Source organism: Cytobacillus firmus DS1, assembly GCF_000565285.1.
Lineage (GTDB): Bacteria > Bacillota > Bacilli > Bacillales > Cytobacillaceae > Cytobacillus > Cytobacillus firmus_A.
In genome coordinates, this window is record NZ_APVL01000045.1 from 1 (window position 1) to 15279 (window position 15279).

A 15279-nucleotide genomic window follows, 5' to 3' on the forward strand; every position below is an offset into this window, starting at 1 on the left:
CTGAGATTACTTTACGATATATCGGCATCACGGATGAAGAGATCGAGAATAGCCTTTCCAAGTTTGTTTTATAGACCATTAGGGTGCACTTTTGTACCCTGCATGGGGTATCCCCAAAACATCCCTTAAGCCTTAGCGTACATTATTTCCGTTTTGTTGACTCTACCTAAGAATAAAGAGTGAAAAACCCTGTATACACAAGTAACACAGGGTTTTTCACTCTTTATCTTTTATTTTTTATGCTTAGTGCAATCCATACTAACGCAACCGTACTAATAAAAGTCATTAACGGCTCTATTCGATTAAAAAACAAAAGCGTTTCATGTACAATTATATTTTCAAACAAAGATGTCCACCACCTTTTATAAAGTTAGTAAGTGGATGTATACCAATAATTATTTCCTCCGACACGCAAATATAGCCATTCAGTTGAGGTCCCACTATCTGGTCCGGTGCTCACTTTAAACTTTACTCCTCCATAAGCGCTATAATCAGCAGTTTCTCTGCTTCTAAAAACACCCTGGCTTAAAATATCAAAGTCACCATCAGACCACAATCTAACTGCGTACACTCTTTGAAGATGATCATAAGAACCATCATACGTACAGAAATCTGCACTATACGAAGCTCCATATGTACCAAAAACATTTTTTTCAACATCGATTCCATTAACACATCTATAACCACTTCCAGATGTCCAACTACCTCCACTTATAACACTGGCCATGGTTGAATACTCAGGTTCTTCAGCTTTCTCTAATTCTTCTAGTTTGGAATCCGATAAAGAGGTAAATGGATTGCTAATAACATTCCCATCTTCGTCATAAAAGGTAGCATCACTAAAATCCACCTTTTCTTCAATCATTGATCCATCAGGGAAAGTAGTAATTGTAGTATATTTATCTATTTGTTTCTTTATGCCAAGGTGCTTTTTATTCGGATTCTCCGAATCAAAAAGTTCTCCTTTTTTCTTTTTCTCTATTAATCTATTTGCTACAGCAGCATCCTTATAATGATCTTTAATATTTTTTATAATCTCTTTTTCTGTCAATTTTACAGTTTTGACATCAGATTTAATAGTCTCGTTGGTCTCATTTTTAGTAGCCGTTGAGGTTTGAGCAAAAATCCCTAGACTTAACGTTAACACCGCTAATGCGGATACAACTTTTTTCATTCTTTCATCTCCTTTTTTTGGTATAAACATATATTAGAGGAAAATAAAGGAAAATTCAATAAATTTAGTAAATTATGTATATTTATATTTAAGACGCCGTCTTAACGGATATAAAATCTGATTGATGATAGGGTCTTGCTGTAGATCGCATTATTGCTTTTATATTTAAGGGGTACCGTCAGGAAAATGCGGATATACAACGTTAAGCCCACTTTGAAGGGATTGAAAATAACCATTCCAGGTTTGTTCTATAAAAAGAAGCAGCCACCTCGAATAAGGCAACTGCTTCTTTTTATATTTACTGTATTTCACTCTTTTGAATCTATTCACAACACAAATTAGGGAGAGGAAATATTCCTCTCTCCTTTATTTATTATATATATGTGTTTTTATTTCTTGACTAGCCGGATCCCAAGTAAGAACAGCCTCTGGTTCTTTTACACTGGAAATATTCACTTTTATTGGAACAGTATTAGGTATTACTTGAGCCTGTATCTCTGCCCCGACGTATTGTGTAAGAGCGATCAATTGAGGATGAGATAACCCAGCCGTTTCAATATCAACGCTTAATTCAGATAATGTTTTATCTATATAAAGTCCCTTTCCTAGGACTTTAATATTGAGATTCGGAAAGTTCTTTTCTATGTCATCTTTAAAGTTTTTAAAGCTTTCTGAGGAATACCTATCAATTTTCTCAGCAGCATTTGATGGAAGTTCCATATATTTTTTATCAATATTATCCCACTTCTTTATTCCACTTTCACCTTCAGGGATAAATGTACTAGATAAAAATCTTCCAGGAACGACACTTCCTCTACTTTCTTCTTGATATAGAGTTAAAAAAATTGGTACATTTGGAATTTTTTCGTTATTTCTAATTCTTTTTACTACCTTTTCAGCGATATTTTCACCATATATTTTAACATCATTTTTTCCGTTATTATTTTCATCTACCTTTACGTTACCACTATGGATCAGTCCATTATTGTCACTTACATTAAAATAATAAAAAGAGTTTAAAGATATAGCCAATGAAATCCCTTTTGTTTTTCCGTCTTTATCTACGTAATTTTGCTCTAAGACATGGGAGACTAACTTAGGGTTTTCTTTTTCCTGCTTCAAAGCCTGCTCAATATCTTTAGAGTCATTTATAGGTGGATTTAACCCTTCTGACTTCTCACTAGATTCTCTCTCAATCCATTTATTAATCGTTTCTGAATTTAAATATTGACCTTCTTGAAAATAAAATTTTTCAGGTGAGAAGTGTTCCATTGAAAGGAGCATAAGACCAAGCTCTATTTCATTTATGTCTAAAGGGTTATCAACATTATTAACTATGCTACCTCGTGCAACATTGAACTTTACAGGAGTTTTAACTTTATACATTTCTTTTCCCTGTGTAACTGGAGTAGGTATTTTTTGCCCGTTACTTTCTTGTTCCGGAATTACATCCTTTTTAATACAAGAACTTAGTAATAGTAAGCTCACTATTAGAATAAGAACCATTTTTAAATTACTCATTTATTTAACTCTCCTAATTGAACATTTTAACAATCGGTATTTCTGAGCCTAACATATTAATTATACAAGGTCTATTTTGGAACATGAAGTTCTATTTTACTTTTGTAATATTGGTATATATATCATATATCGATTCTGAAAAAGGATTGTCAACTTGTATATCGAATTGTATATCAGAGGTGATCTGTTATGAAAGAGGATATAAAAACATTCTCTACCAAGGAGGTAGCAAAGCGCCTTTTAATCGAGCCTGTAACTGTTCGTAAATATACGCAAATGCTTGAAGAAAAGGGATATTTGTTCAAAAAAGACGATAGAGGCTGGAGACTGTTTATCGAGGAAGATATTAAAGCTTTAGAGTATCTAGCATACCTTAAGATGAATGGCTCTTCTTTAGAAGATGCTATAGAGCATGTAGCTAATCTATATCGGTCGAATTTGTCTATATCGCAACCCAATATGACGCTACAAAAGGACGACCCCTTAGAGGATTTTATTAAACGTCAGGAGGCCTTCAATGAGGCTTTATTAAAGCGATTAGAAGAACAGCAGCAGTACATAGATAAAGTCCTTCAGAAACGTGATGAAGTGCTTTTAAATGCGCTTAAAGAGACGCTTGAAACGAAGAAACTGATTGCTGCAGAAGTGGAAAAAAAGAAATGGTGGCAGTTCTGGAAATAAGCTTTCATAAAAAGTTAAAAAGTTTATGAAAGCTTATGAGAATGTATTAAGTTTAAAGCTCTTTTGTGAAACTCCTCTTCAGAGATCTTTCCTTGCAGCCTCTCCTTTATTAATGATTCTTCTTCAGGGGTTAGGTGAAGACCTTCAACTGCAAGGGAAGCTTTAGCACTTCTGATTGCCTTATCCCATTGATCCATCATGATAACCCCTTTTGTTGTTCAGATTCCTTCCAAAAATTTTCTATTTCTAATTCTTCATCAAGTGCTTTTTTCAATTGTTCTTCAGCAACCTCAGGGAAATTGCTCCCTTTATGCAAAACATTTATAGCCTCATTATAAGCAGCTGCGGCTTTAAATGATGGGCAATCAGAAAGCTTTTCATATTGGCCACTTTTCCATTCTTTTTTTAACTCCTCATAAGCTAAATCAAACCAAGTTCTTAAGCTGTCAATTGCATGATCATCTACTGTCATTTCCATTCCTCCAATTATCTCTCACGGTCATAAAAGTTAGTTCGGTTTTTCCCTTTTCCATTTGCTCTTTGACGTTCTCTTTCTTGACGGGCTTGCTCTTTTTGCATTTCTCTTCCAGCTTGTTCAACGCCCTTCATAACAGCATCTAATAGGCCCGTGCCTCTTTCCTGGGATTGAATTGCTCCTTTAAATTCAGGAACCTTTGATTCCATTTTATCTAAAATATTTACCTGTTTTTCAAAATCAGGTCTTCCAGTAATGCCTTCTTTTTTCATTAAGTCCTGATAGTTGCTGCGAGCAGTAACAGCATGATCATATTCATGCTTAGCAGATTTTGAAATTAGCATTTTACCTTTGAGTAATGGATTATTTTCATATTTTTTAACAACAGCATCATGCTTCTCATATTCCTTCAGATAATTTCCAGCACGCTGCAAGCGTAAAGTATTGCTTTCCACTCGGTTAATTTCACCCTGGAGCCTTTGAACCTCTTGTTTCCGGCTGTGAAGAGTCTTTTCAATGGTTTCAACTGGAATAGGCTTGCCATATTGGTTATTGAGATTATTAAGCTTTTGAGCTTCAGAATACTTCATATACTGCATTTCTGGCCTTTCAGGATAGTTAGAAGCCACTTGACGAACAAATGCGTTTTTATAGGCATTCTCAGCCTTATTTAAAATGTCATGTTGAACTTGAATCGCTTTTCGCTGTTTTTGATTTTGCTCAATGAGTCCAGGGCGTTCATCCTGGAATTGATCTCGCTTGTTAAGGAAGTCTTTTTCATCAGTAAAGCCAAGCTTTTCACCATAGTGCTGAATTTTGTTTTCATGGTGCTCAATAGCCTTGTCATTACGAGAAATAGCCTGTTCATATTGTTCCTTTAATTGCTTGTTTTCCTTGGCTTTAAACGGATTCCATTTAATATCCTTCAGTTCGGCATGAAGCTTTTCATTTTCTTTTTTAGTTGAAGATAAAACTTCGAAATGATTCTGAACCGTTCGGAAGTCTTCAGCTTTTTGTTGAATGCTGCTATATTGGTCATCAAGTCGATTTTCCCACTTATTCAGTTGCTCTCTGCGTTGTTCAATATTAGGTAAATTAACAGGAGCTTTCAAAAGGTTTTCTGCTTTTTGAAGATTAACTTTTTCGGCAGGAGTTATAAGCTTTTCGGCTTTTTGTTTCTCCAGGATCGCTTGTTTTTCTTCACGATATTTCTGAAGATCTGCCACTACACGATTATATTCTTCACGTTCACGGTTTACGTTTCCTCGCTCTGTCTGAACTCCTCGTTTTTCCATAGCGTTTACAGTATGGCCTAAATGAACGGTAGGAAGCTGTTCTAATCCTCTTGCTTCATGTGAAAGGTGAGTAATTCGTTCTTCCTGGCCATTTTTTTCTAGGGCACGATTAGCATAGTTTGCCCATTCTTCTCTTCCTTTCTCCAGTTCTTCTTTTCGATTCCAGTCACGATTCTTTTTTCCAAATCCATCTTCGTCAATTTCACGCATGGTTAACATGATATGAGCATGAGGATTATCTTTATCATCACGGTGGATCGCTACATCTGCAATCATACCCTTTTGGACAAACTGATCTTGAACAAAGTTCTTAAGTAATTCTCGCTGCTGATCTCGTGTTAATTCATTTGGAAGAGCAACATTGATTTCACGGCACAGCTGGGCATCTTTTCTTTTTTCAGCTTTTTCAACTTCATTCCAAAGACGCTCACGATCACGTACCCATTCAGGGGAATTTTCGGGAGCGAAAATAGCAGTTTCAGGCTGTACTGTACGATGATAATACTTTGTTTCATTTGTTCTATCATCAACAAGATTTTCTCCAGAACGATAGGCAGCAGCTGCTACAGCAGAACGCCCTTGTGAACGTGAAATTACTTGAACAGAATAGTGATAAATTGCCATGACTTCGCCCCCTTTCTTTTAGTGATATATGTAATTAGAGATTCTTAAAGTTCTACAGTCGCCACGCGAAAATGTTATTTCTTCCGAATCATATCGGAAGGAAGGATCTTTCGTTGCGAAGCAACCGCACACATCGGAACGATGTATAAGTGCGCCCTTGCTCTCCGATCTTCGGGAATCGCTGCCTTATCTCATTGGGGGATTCCCTGTTTCTGTCTAGTATTTTAGCACTAAAGAAGTTACAATAAAAGAAAAAAATGGCAACGAAGGAAGGGGATACATAATGCCAAGAAAATCTGATGAAGAGCGTTTGCAGGAACTAGAAAAACAGATTGAACAAATGAAAGCTAGGAAGCAGCAGGTTGCTAGCAGAATTCAACAGAAAGAACGAAAAGAACGCACCCGTCGATTAATCCAGGTAGGGGCGATCTTTGAGAAATACTTTGATATTGTTGGAGAAGATCAAGCTGAAAAAGTGGCTTATGGTATGAAAGAGGCAGTTCAGAAACACAAAGATAAACTTTTAAATATTGATGTTGAAGCATCTAAAAAAGCAAACAAGTTGATTTATGAAGTCCAGGAAGAACGGCTTATCATGCCGGAGGGGGAAAAGACCTCCTATCAACCGTAACGCCTTTAAGGCGTTTTGACGTTGCCATAAAGGCAACGATTATCACTAAAAGAATGACTGATAGCATGATTTGTTCTTACTGTAAAACTTTGTTTACCTGGAACAGTACGATTTTCCATACATATGATTTGTTGGTGTTTCTTCGTTTAATGAGGGAGGAAAGGAAGAAGCGTTCAGATGGTTCCTGAACGGGTTCAAATAGATTCACACACTTTTACTTTCACCTTCGCTGAATAAGAGTATAGACGTTTTACGGCTCGTATGAGGGTTGTAGAGGGAATCTTAATTGATCTATACTCCTCTCTTTCTATTTTTTCTTTTAAGCTAATTAATAGCCTATCATCACCACTTTTTAATTTGTAACTTTATAAATTCCCTTTTTCAGGAGGAGTACCAGTGAATAATGATAATACGATAGCTGCTTTCCATATCAAGAGCAATAAAGGTGGAATTTTAAAACTAAATACTAACAAAATGTATCATTGGCACATACCTAAGCCTTTGAGAACAAAAGTTCATCAAGGAGATATTGTTCTAGTTCGTACTGCAAGAGGTTTAGAACAAGTATTAGTGATGAAGGTATTTAGAGAAGAATTTGAGGAAACACAAAGAAAATATAAACAGGTAGTCAAAGTGTTAGAAAGAGCACCTAAAAAAGAACCTGTTAGAAATGAAGGTTAAACATAAAAGGGACTTAAAAAAAGGCTGAAGTGGCGCTAACTGTAAACATTAAGACAACAATCTTAGCTTATGTTTTACACTCAATGCTAGTGATGCTCCAAAAGTAATTATTTTACAGTTCTAATCCTAGAATTATTTTGGTATATTTGTTAAGCTTTAACATATTAAGAGATTTGGGAGGAATAATTATGAAAAGAAAAATATTTTTAAGTATCGCTTTATTGTTTTCTATTTTTTCAATTACAAATTCTACTTCAGCTGCTGTAATTGCCAGTGATTCGATCAAATTAGATTATCCTTACTACCCTTCTAGAACGGATAACAATGTAAGGACTACTGGTCTTTACTTAAAACATGGGACAAACTTAGGAATCTATGTTAATTTAAAAAGCTGTCAAACTGATTTTAGTTGGAAAGTTGTAGATAATAACGGAAAACAGGTTTATTCAGGAAGCGGTGATTATAATAGAGTAGTGGGCGCTCCTGTTGGTTATTATTATTTAGAAATTGAAGGAGGAGCTAGTGTTCCGGATGGCAGAGGAGGATATGAAGATTTCCCTTGTTCTGCAGATGCGATACTGAGCATTCAAGATTAAATAAGTTTAATAAAAATAAAGTACTACATACATGTAGTGCTTTATTTTTATTACTTAGTTTGTAGATAAAAGGCATCCTAAATAGCTCAATTCGGAGTCTTTTATTGAAGTCTTGCTCGACTAGACCATATCCAGTTGACCATTTTTTCAGGATAATCATTAAAGTGAGAAATCTTCAAATTTGAAACAGGTGGTGGTATTTAAAAATGAATGATCCACTATTGTTTATCAAAAATATGTTATCAAAAGAAGAAAAGCAAACCTCAAATTTACTGCTTCAGACAGAGAAGCTGTTTTTCAAATGATACTAGAATCTAAAGATCGAACTAGAAGAAAATCGATTCCTCTAAAACTTACAGACTCCACTAAAAACAAAGGAAAATAAAAAACTTATTCAATAACATTTTGAAGCAGTCTTGTTTTAAAAGAGGCATACATCTATTAACATTAGAATTTATCTGCTATTTTTGATGCTTAAAATGCCCTGGACCCTAAAGTTTTACGGGATACTAATTAAAGTTCCAACTTTTTGTCAACTTCCTAGGCTAAGGTGAAACCTCTAGAAAGACTTAATGAATAATAGTATGTGAATGCTGAAGATTATAATGTAACGTGATAGAATAAAATTCAAAGTAGAAAAAGCTATCATGAGCAATAAGCTTTCCCATAGGTGGCTGGAAACACCTATGAAACAGAACCAAAATAGACTTTTCCTAATAAGGAGAGGTCTATTTTTAATAAATTAACCCTGTTCTATTTCAGAACCCCCTACATCTAGTAGAGAAAAAAAGGATAATTTTATAATAAACACTAATCCCTAATACCCAATAGGGTAATTTATTGTTCCAACCAATTATAGAGTGGAACAGGCTTTCTTTTTTGAATGCCCAATAAATTCATAGCATTTGTTGACAATTCTTCCTGGAGTTGCTTTTTCTTCGCATTCAGACGATGGTTTTCCGCATAGATAGCTTGTTTTTCTAATGAACTGACAATCTTATTTATGTAACTTGAGAGATATTTTACCGTAGTTCCTTTATCTATAGTATCTTTAACTCTATTAACAACATACTGAACGATTTTATTAGTATCGCTATTATTAATATTACTTTCTTGTTTTTTAGGTAAAGAATAGGTAGGAACTTTTTTCTGCCCTTCTTCCTTACTCCCAGAAGGAATTTCGATGTTTTCTGTTTGGAAATCTGTATGGAAATCATTTAAATTTAATCCTAACAAATCCACCCAATAATTAAAGTATTCATGATTAACAAACAGATAAATAGGCTTCCCCCGACCATTACTGCGTTTAGCCCGTCTGTAAACTTTAATAACCTGTCCTAATTCTTCTAACTCTTTGAATCTATTCCTGATTGTCTTGGTCGAAATTTTGTGCCTTGCTGCTAAATAGTCATCACCTGCATAGAAAAAACCTAACTCGGCACCAAAGAAGCAGATCATATCAAAAGTTTGCCTTGTCCCTTCTTTAAATAAACTCCATCTGTCCCCTATCTTATCTTTAATTCTTTCCAGGAGACTGTACTTTACTTTTTTCTTTTCCGTCCTTGTTGCTGCATAAGGCTTGTACGAAATCATTTGGTTAAATTGGCTTGTCTCTACAAAAACTGTTTTCATTGTGTTTCTCTCCCTTTTTAGGAAAAGAAAAAGACACTGATCCCTAAAATAAACAGGGAAACAGTGTCTTTAAAATTTGCCAATAAATGAAAAGCAACATTTTTTTCTTGAAACTAACAAGAATATGTCCTAAAATAAGTGGTACATATATATGTTAGTACAAGAACTTCGACAGGTGTTTTCCCTAGGCTGTGTAGGGTGAACGGTTTAAGGGTGTTGGTAGCACCACTTAAACACGTTGAGGTTCTTTTTCTTTTTCCGAACTATGTAGTTGTGCTAATTATAACTCTACAAATCTATCAAAGCAACGACAAAATAAAGTTTGCGATAAACCGTAAACCCTATACAATTCCAAGTAATTTCACTATCAATCATTATTGGTTTTCAAATTGAGACTCCGATCAACAGGCAACTTTTCATAACGTGATTACATACTCTGTTCATCTAAATATTTAATCAACCAATTATATAATGCTTGTTGTTTATTAGTAGAAGATTCAATTGGTGAGTCTATATCGTAATTATCGATAGGAATATTATATTTTTTCAATTTCACTCTTAAAACTCTAATTGTTTCCGCATCAAAATTGTAAAAACATGAACATGGATATTCAGTTCCATCTTGGTAAACAAGAATAAAAGTGTACTCTTTTAATGAGTAATTTAAAAACAGCCCCAAAACTGGTTTGTAATCTAATTCTAAACTTTCTTCCAGATCCAATAACACGTGCTTATAATCACTATGTACGCCTGTTTCTATCTCATCAAAGCGAAAACCATAAGGCTTTAAGAATGTATTTGCCTTCATCATGATGCCTTTTTGTCCCCGAAAAATAAGTCCCTTATCTTCTAATTCTTTAAACCAATTTGCTACTGTGCGTGGATCCTTTTTAAAAAAAGCACCCACTTGTTCTATCGTATACCAGCTTTCACCTGTATGATATTTGGAATGAAACCCTAAAAAAAGAAACAATTTTAACGCCCCACCACTAATGTCCTTTAAAAAGATGTGTTTAAAGTCGCTAGGAATCATAAAAAATGGTTTATTAATCTCTTGAAGTTCCTTCCTCCAAGCAGCATATTCTTCTCTCTGTTCTCCAAATATTTTATTTTTTTTATTCAATTCTTCCGAGAAAAACTTCACTTAATTCTCACCCTTCGAAATATATTGTATAAAAATCGAAATATTTTACTTAATTATAACAAAAACTTTCATTCTTTTATTATTATAAATTCTTATTAATATATTAACCTTGAAAAGGAATGTCACAGATCAATTTTTACAAAATTGATCTGTGACATTCCTTTTCAAGGGAGATGAAATCATTTTTTTGTAAGATAAAGGTAGATTAATTTAATTCTTTGGGAGTAGAGAAAGAAAGGTTTGTTGAAATGCGCTTATCAGAGATTATCTCCAATGGTAAGTATCGTGATGAAACTGAACTTATTTTTTTTCATGGTACAGCTACAAAATGGTTGCATTCTTTTACAAGTAATGGGATTGGTATAGTCAAGCTGAATAAAAAGAAAGATTTCGGTCAAGGCTTCTATTTAACAACTCGTTATTGGCAAGCTAAAGACTATGCCGATCGTGTAGCCAATGCAACCAGTACAGAACCATTGATTATCTCTTGTATAATTCCCCTAGGACATTTGCGAGAAGATCAAAAAAAAGGGTTAATCATCGATCAATTTGATGAAAAATGGTTGGAAACAATTATTAAAGGGCGTTTTTATCCCGAAGAACCTTTAGCCAATGAATACGACTGGATTTATGGACGATGCGGAGATGGAAAGACACCCGTTTTCGAAAAAAAATTCAGTAAAGAACAAGAAAATCCAGACCTAAAAACATTATTGCCTCATATTATACCTAGTAAAGACTTTCCTCATTATGAGTATGATCAACTTTGGCTAGGAACAAAGAAGGCGATTAGTATTATAAAATCTGTGGAATTTATAAGTAAGGAGGGAGTTAGCTATGAAAAAATACCACTTCATCAGTAGAAATCCAAATATTTCCGAATATGTAGGATCCATGGCAAGGTGGATTCAAGACAATAGTGATTACTCCTACGATCAAGTTTTAGAGCTTTTTACATTGAGACGGGAACAAATCGAAAACTTATTTGAACCATATCCTGAAACCATCTTTCATGATGATCCAGCAAAATGGGCAGAATTATTGGCAACAAACTGGGGAATCATCCAGGAAAAAGAGTTAGAATTTGCATAAAAACCACAGGCCTAAAAACCTGTGGTTTTTATTATACCCCATTCCAGGAACATGATATAAGCTGACTAATATATTTCCATGGCATGGAGGAGGGCTTGCTGTGCCAATATATGCCTACAGAGACCTGATGGGCGGTGTCTGCTAACTGGATACACCAAGGTCATCAGCCTGCTTTCAACCATGGTACTCGCTGCACACAATGAACAATATGTAGGGGAAAGTTGTTCACATCTAGCGAATAGAAGTTTATAATGAGGGTAACAACGAGTTACCCATATCGGGAACCCGAAACAGGAACTTTCACTAGTTATTAACTGTTTTTCTTAGGGTTTACTAACTACAAAGAAATAAAAAAAATCAGACGTTGCAGCGTCTGATCTTTAAAAAAATTCTTTGGTGCTTGTTTTTGGGGTGTTTCTTTGCCTCGTTTTTGGTTAAGACTACAGGTATAATCTTTTCTTCGGAACTATCCTAATTGCAGTTAGGTTAGTTCTTTTTCTTTTTATCGGATTTTCCAACTAATCTGACTGGCAAGATAAATAGGTTAGTGGCTTCATCTGATGTTATGAAATTAAATAACTCAATAGCTAGAGTCAGAGTGTCCAGAATCTCCATTAGCGTCCCCCCCTTTCCTCAAGGCAGGGACTACCCCAAAAGCATGTTCGTGATGTGTATTGTTAATTATAACTGCTTATTAAAGAGAAAGGAATATCCAAGGGCGCCTCTTTAATTTTTCTCTATTTTTCATTTTAGCACATTCGGTGACCAATACCTTGCCCCTATATTAGTTTAGGCCACTTTCCCATCATTTAAGACCTTTTTCTAATCTTGTCCTAAAAATAGTACTTAGCAAAAACTTTTGAAAAGTATTCCTCATTTTTTCGCAAAGCTTACTTGTATTATACCGGATTTATCTTCATATCCACTTACATTTTCGACATTTAAGAATGTAACATAATAGAGATATTGTTACATTGAAATCAAGATTTTTGTTTCCTAGCACCTAATAATAAAGAAGAATGGGATTTATTTGGATTTTTCTACATACAAATAGCAACAAAGAATGGGTTCAAAACGTCCAATTGGTTAAAGTCAATATATGGAAGGAGTAATTTATGAGGCTAATTTCCATTGTGTTAATTTGTTTAATACTATTGACTGGTTGTTCATATGAACAGAATAATGCCATAGTTGTAAAAGCAAAAGGTCCGATTTCCGAAGACAAGTTAAATAAAAGAGATAACGCGGTTCCTAATAGTCCGCCTCCCGACAACCCATCAGAACAAACACCCACTTTTACAATAAACGAAAAAGTAAAAGGTGTATTAATGCTCTATGAAGTAAGAGGAGAAAAAGGTAAATTCGGATTTTTAGATAAACCTTTAATAAAAGGTGAAGACAATCAATTAGAATGGATATTTTGGCCTGCCGATAACCAACTGCTATCAGGAAATCTGAAAATAAAAGGGGTAAACCCTGCTACTGGACAAGAAGTTGAATCCAAGGGAAAAATAATTAAAAAAGAAAACTTGATAAAAGATTTCCCCAGAAGTTACAAGCCATTACCGTTAAGCGACAAATCATCAATTGATTCCCCGAAAAATTATGAAGTTAATCCTGCATCAATTGCCTCAACCTCATTTTTTTTCCTCGAATCAGGTATTTGGGAATTAAAAATATTAGTAAATGAAAAAATAATAGGTAAGATGAAAGTCTTCGTAAGAAATAATGAACCGGGCATTTCTTATTTAAAAAATTAGCTGCAGCCTCTGCAGTTTTTTTGTGTCCAAGGAAAAAACAAAACATAATACATGTTTTGTTACATTAAAATTCAAATTTGTTTCTTAAGCTAACGTAACGTAGGCAGGTTTGTTTAATTAGCAGGATAATGATTTTGTCTTAAAGAATAATCTTATTTAAGAGTATAAGGAGGTGCAAAAATGAACAGAAAAGGGTGGATTTGTTTAGGAGTTTCTGTTTGTCTTGCTGTATGGGCTATTGCCCTTTTTGGAAGTGGTTACGGATACTATAATTCACAGGTTAATGAATTGCTGTATGTAAAGTTTATGGGGGATATTGTCAAAGTGACAACGACAGAAGAGTTGAATAAGTACGCTTACTTAAATATGGGATTAAGTATTATCCCTGCATTTATTGCTTTTTACCTTTACCGAAAATTTTTAAAAATTGTTCCAGTGAAAGTAGAAGTATAACTATTTTCAAATCAACTATCGGGAGCTTTAGGTTAACAAGATTCAGCTGCATGTGCAGCTTTTTTTATGGATAGATTTATTATTTTATCTTGGAGGAAAAATATGAGACGAATGTCATTCGAACCACCAGCAGAACACTACGATAGAAGACTTGAAGCAATTGATGAACAAATTTGTGATTTAATAGAACGACGGAAAGAACTTTCAAATAATAATCCTGGTTTTCCGACCAAGCAGCTTATTTCTTCTTGGAGTAAAAAATATAATTTTTATGAGGATTTTTTAAACAGTGTGTTCGCAGGTTTCTTAAACGAAGATATTTATAGACCTGTTGTAGAGCCAAAGGGATTTCTTAAAAATATCCCAATATTAAAGTCATTTGAAAAGGATGATGTATTTTATTCGGTAACTTTTGTGCGTCAATTTGAAAATGCAAGTGTAGTTCATTTTAATATTGATAGAGAAGATTCTGATGATGAAATGCCTAGAAGGTTTCGAGAACCTATATTTTTTGACCTTTCTATAGAAGGTAGAGAGACTGATTATGACTGCCGAAACGAAGGAGGGGGAGGCTCAGGAGGGCATGAATCTTATACATTCATCGTATCGCCAGCCTTACCCGATGATCTTTCTAAACTTAAATTAGTCTTTAAACAATGTAAGATACCATTTCAAAAACCGACGGGTTTTGAATTTGTTATAAATTTGGATAAGTAATTTACTATTTATTCCAAGTTTCCTTCCTTAACTGGCGCTTTAGTTAGATAAAGGGACAAAATATTAGCTGCGTTGGCAGCTTTTTTTTATGGAGTCAGAGCAAAAATCGAATGTAACATAAAGGATAAAAAGTTACATTCGATTAATTGGAATTGAATGACTTTCATATTTTTTCTGTGATACAATCTTATTAACAAAATATGTTACATTCAAAGTCTTAAGTTTATTCAGCTCGTGATAGGAGGGGGAAATATGAAAGCTTCTAAGCCTGGGAATAAAAAAGAGGAAATCAAGGACGTGCAGCCAATCCGGGACTATGACCAGATTACCGATATGAAATGGGCACTGAAGCGATTTTGTGGGGAACGCGATTACATTCTTTTTCTCTTGGGAATCAACACCGGCCTGAGAGTCAGTGATTTGTTGAATCTGAGGATCAAGGACCTGAAAAAGAAAAAGAAAGTGATTGTGAAGGAGGGAAAAACTAAAAAACCCCGGACGATTCATTTAAACAACATTTATGTTGAGATAGATAGCTACATAAAGACACTGGAAGGCACAGAATGGCTTTTCCCGAGCCGCAAAGGGGATAGACCTATTTCAAGAATACAGGCCTATAGACAGCTCAATAAAGCCTCTAAAATGATTGATATTACAGATGGAATCGGCACACACACTATGCGGAAAACCTTTGGCTACTGGTTCTACAAAGAAACGAGGGACATTGCTTCCTTGCAGAGGATCCTGAATCACTCACATCCTGAGATTACTTTACGATATATCGGCATCACGGATGAAGAGAT

Annotated in this window: 17 protein-coding genes; 10 read left to right on the forward strand and 7 right to left on the reverse strand. The window is 34.6% G+C overall.

Features of this window, described 5'->3' with window-relative positions; translation table 11 throughout:
- Positions 1 to 370: 370 nt before the first annotated feature.
- On the reverse strand, positions 371 to 1174 hold the full coding sequence (locus tag PBF_RS24225) for a hypothetical protein (protein ID WP_035333519.1): 804 nt from the start codon (positions 1172 to 1174) through the stop codon (positions 371 to 373).
- A 366-nt stretch (positions 1175 to 1540) separates the two neighbouring features.
- A complete protein-coding gene (locus PBF_RS24230) occupies positions 1541 to 2695 on the reverse strand; it encodes a CamS family sex pheromone protein (RefSeq protein WP_035333520.1) in 1155 nt (384 codons plus the stop codon).
- A gap of 189 nt (positions 2696 to 2884) precedes the next feature.
- Between PBF_RS24230 and PBF_RS24235 the strand changes: the two genes are divergently transcribed.
- Positions 2885 to 3376 (forward strand): DUF3967 domain-containing protein, encoded by a 492-nt coding sequence (locus PBF_RS24235; RefSeq protein ID WP_035333521.1) that lies wholly within the window; start codon positions 2885 to 2887, stop codon positions 3374 to 3376.
- 23 nt (positions 3377 to 3399) lie between these two features.
- Here the strand turns inward: PBF_RS24235 and PBF_RS26315 are convergent, their stop codons facing one another.
- Genes PBF_RS26315 through mobQ form a run of 3 tightly spaced genes read right to left on the reverse strand, consistent with a single transcriptional unit; the run spans position 3400 to position 5770 of the window.
- Positions 3400 to 3576 carry an antitoxin VbhA family protein gene (locus tag PBF_RS26315; RefSeq protein WP_200870093.1) on the reverse strand — a complete coding sequence of 59 codons (177 nt, stop codon included), beginning with the start codon at positions 3574 to 3576 and terminating at the stop codon, positions 3400 to 3402.
- Positions 3573 to 3848 (reverse strand): hypothetical protein, encoded by a 276-nt coding sequence (locus PBF_RS24240; RefSeq protein ID WP_051489010.1) that lies wholly within the window; start codon positions 3846 to 3848, stop codon positions 3573 to 3575. The genes PBF_RS26315 and PBF_RS24240 overlap by 4 nt, the downstream gene beginning before the upstream one ends.
- Before the next feature lie 14 nt (positions 3849 to 3862).
- Entirely contained in the window at positions 3863 to 5770 is a 1908-nt protein-coding gene (mobQ, locus tag PBF_RS24245; protein ID WP_035333522.1) for a MobQ family relaxase, read from the reverse strand.
- 283 nt (positions 5771 to 6053) lie between these two features.
- Between mobQ and PBF_RS24250 the strand changes: the two genes are divergently transcribed.
- The 3 genes from PBF_RS24250 (at position 6054) to PBF_RS24260 (ending at position 7678) form a co-directional block, all read left to right on the forward strand.
- Positions 6054 to 6401 carry a hypothetical protein gene (locus PBF_RS24250; protein WP_035333523.1) on the forward strand — a complete coding sequence of 116 codons (348 nt, stop codon included), beginning with the start codon at positions 6054 to 6056 and terminating at the stop codon, positions 6399 to 6401.
- Between the two features lie 396 nt (positions 6402 to 6797).
- A complete protein-coding gene (locus PBF_RS24255) occupies positions 6798 to 7082 on the forward strand; it encodes a DUF5839 family protein (RefSeq protein WP_035333524.1) in 285 nt (94 codons plus the stop codon).
- 188 nt (positions 7083 to 7270) lie between these two features.
- Positions 7271 to 7678, forward strand: coding sequence for a hypothetical protein (locus PBF_RS24260; RefSeq protein WP_035333526.1), 408 nt, complete (start codon positions 7271 to 7273; stop codon positions 7676 to 7678).
- Positions 7679 to 8515: 837 nt separating this feature from the next.
- Here PBF_RS24260 and PBF_RS25100 read toward each other — a convergent pair.
- Together PBF_RS25100 and PBF_RS24270 are read right to left on the reverse strand one after the other, a co-directional pair.
- The gene (locus tag PBF_RS25100) at positions 8516 to 9310 is read right to left on the reverse strand and encodes a hypothetical protein (protein WP_051489011.1); all 795 of its coding nucleotides are present in this window, start codon (positions 9308 to 9310) and stop codon (positions 8516 to 8518) included.
- Positions 9311 to 9737: 427 nt separating this feature from the next.
- On the reverse strand, positions 9738 to 10454 hold the full coding sequence (locus tag PBF_RS24270; RefSeq protein WP_035333527.1) for a helix-turn-helix domain-containing protein: 717 nt from the start codon (positions 10452 to 10454) through the stop codon (positions 9738 to 9740).
- Positions 10455 to 10672: 218 nt separating this feature from the next.
- On the opposite strand from PBF_RS24270, the gene PBF_RS24275 reads away from it, so the two are divergent.
- The 6 genes from PBF_RS24275 to PBF_RS24300 all read left to right on the forward strand — a co-directional run.
- Complete coding sequence (locus PBF_RS24275) at positions 10673 to 11317, forward strand: DUF3990 domain-containing protein (RefSeq protein WP_035333528.1); 645 nt, start codon at positions 10673 to 10675, stop codon at positions 11315 to 11317.
- Positions 11292 to 11546 carry a hypothetical protein gene (locus PBF_RS24280; protein WP_035333529.1) on the forward strand — a complete coding sequence of 85 codons (255 nt, stop codon included), beginning with the start codon at positions 11292 to 11294 and terminating at the stop codon, positions 11544 to 11546. The genes PBF_RS24275 and PBF_RS24280 overlap by 26 nt, the downstream gene beginning before the upstream one ends.
- Before the next feature lie 1115 nt (positions 11547 to 12661).
- Positions 12662 to 13306 (forward strand): hypothetical protein, encoded by a 645-nt coding sequence (locus tag PBF_RS24285; RefSeq protein ID WP_035333531.1) that lies wholly within the window; start codon positions 12662 to 12664, stop codon positions 13304 to 13306.
- A gap of 180 nt (positions 13307 to 13486) precedes the next feature.
- Positions 13487 to 13759, forward strand: a complete 273-nt coding sequence (locus PBF_RS24290) for a hypothetical protein (protein WP_035333533.1) — start codon at positions 13487 to 13489, stop codon at positions 13757 to 13759.
- A 102-nt stretch (positions 13760 to 13861) separates the two neighbouring features.
- Complete coding sequence (locus PBF_RS24295; protein WP_035333535.1) at positions 13862 to 14476, forward strand: hypothetical protein; 615 nt, start codon at positions 13862 to 13864, stop codon at positions 14474 to 14476.
- 252 nt (positions 14477 to 14728) lie between these two features.
- On the forward strand, positions 14729 to 15279 hold a 551-nt coding region (locus PBF_RS24300; RefSeq protein ID WP_035333536.1), incomplete at its 3' end, for a tyrosine-type recombinase/integrase.

What these genes read in the sequence shown, in the direction of transcription:
- PBF_RS24225 (WP_035333519.1), bottom strand. Translation starts at nt 1,174, where the DNA reads ATGAAAAAAGTTGTATCCGCATTAGCGGTGTTAACGTTAAGTCTAGGG.
- PBF_RS24230 (WP_035333520.1), bottom strand. Translation starts at nt 2,695, where the DNA reads ATGAGTAATTTAAAAATGGTTCTTATTCTAATAGTGAGCTTACTATTA.
- PBF_RS24235 (WP_035333521.1), top strand. Translation starts at nt 2,885, where the DNA reads ATGAAAGAGGATATAAAAACATTCTCTACCAAGGAGGTAGCAAAGCGC.
- PBF_RS26315 (WP_200870093.1), bottom strand. Translation starts at nt 3,576, where the DNA reads ATGATGGATCAATGGGATAAGGCAATCAGAAGTGCTAAAGCTTCCCTT.
- PBF_RS24240 (WP_051489010.1), bottom strand. Translation starts at nt 3,848, where the DNA reads ATGACAGTAGATGATCATGCAATTGACAGCTTAAGAACTTGGTTTGAT.
- mobQ (WP_035333522.1), bottom strand. Translation starts at nt 5,770, where the DNA reads ATGGCAATTTATCACTATTCTGTTCAAGTAATTTCACGTTCACAAGGG.
- PBF_RS24250 (WP_035333523.1), top strand. Translation starts at nt 6,054, where the DNA reads ATGCCAAGAAAATCTGATGAAGAGCGTTTGCAGGAACTAGAAAAACAG.
- PBF_RS24260 (WP_035333526.1), top strand. Translation starts at nt 7,271, where the DNA reads ATGAAAAGAAAAATATTTTTAAGTATCGCTTTATTGTTTTCTATTTTT.
- PBF_RS25100 (WP_051489011.1), bottom strand. Translation starts at nt 9,310, where the DNA reads ATGAAAACAGTTTTTGTAGAGACAAGCCAATTTAACCAAATGATTTCG.
- PBF_RS24280 (WP_035333529.1), top strand. Translation starts at nt 11,292, where the DNA reads ATGAAAAAATACCACTTCATCAGTAGAAATCCAAATATTTCCGAATAT.
- PBF_RS24285 (WP_035333531.1), top strand. Translation starts at nt 12,662, where the DNA reads ATGAGGCTAATTTCCATTGTGTTAATTTGTTTAATACTATTGACTGGT.
- PBF_RS24290 (WP_035333533.1), top strand. Translation starts at nt 13,487, where the DNA reads ATGAACAGAAAAGGGTGGATTTGTTTAGGAGTTTCTGTTTGTCTTGCT.
- PBF_RS24295 (WP_035333535.1), top strand. Translation starts at nt 13,862, where the DNA reads ATGAGACGAATGTCATTCGAACCACCAGCAGAACACTACGATAGAAGA.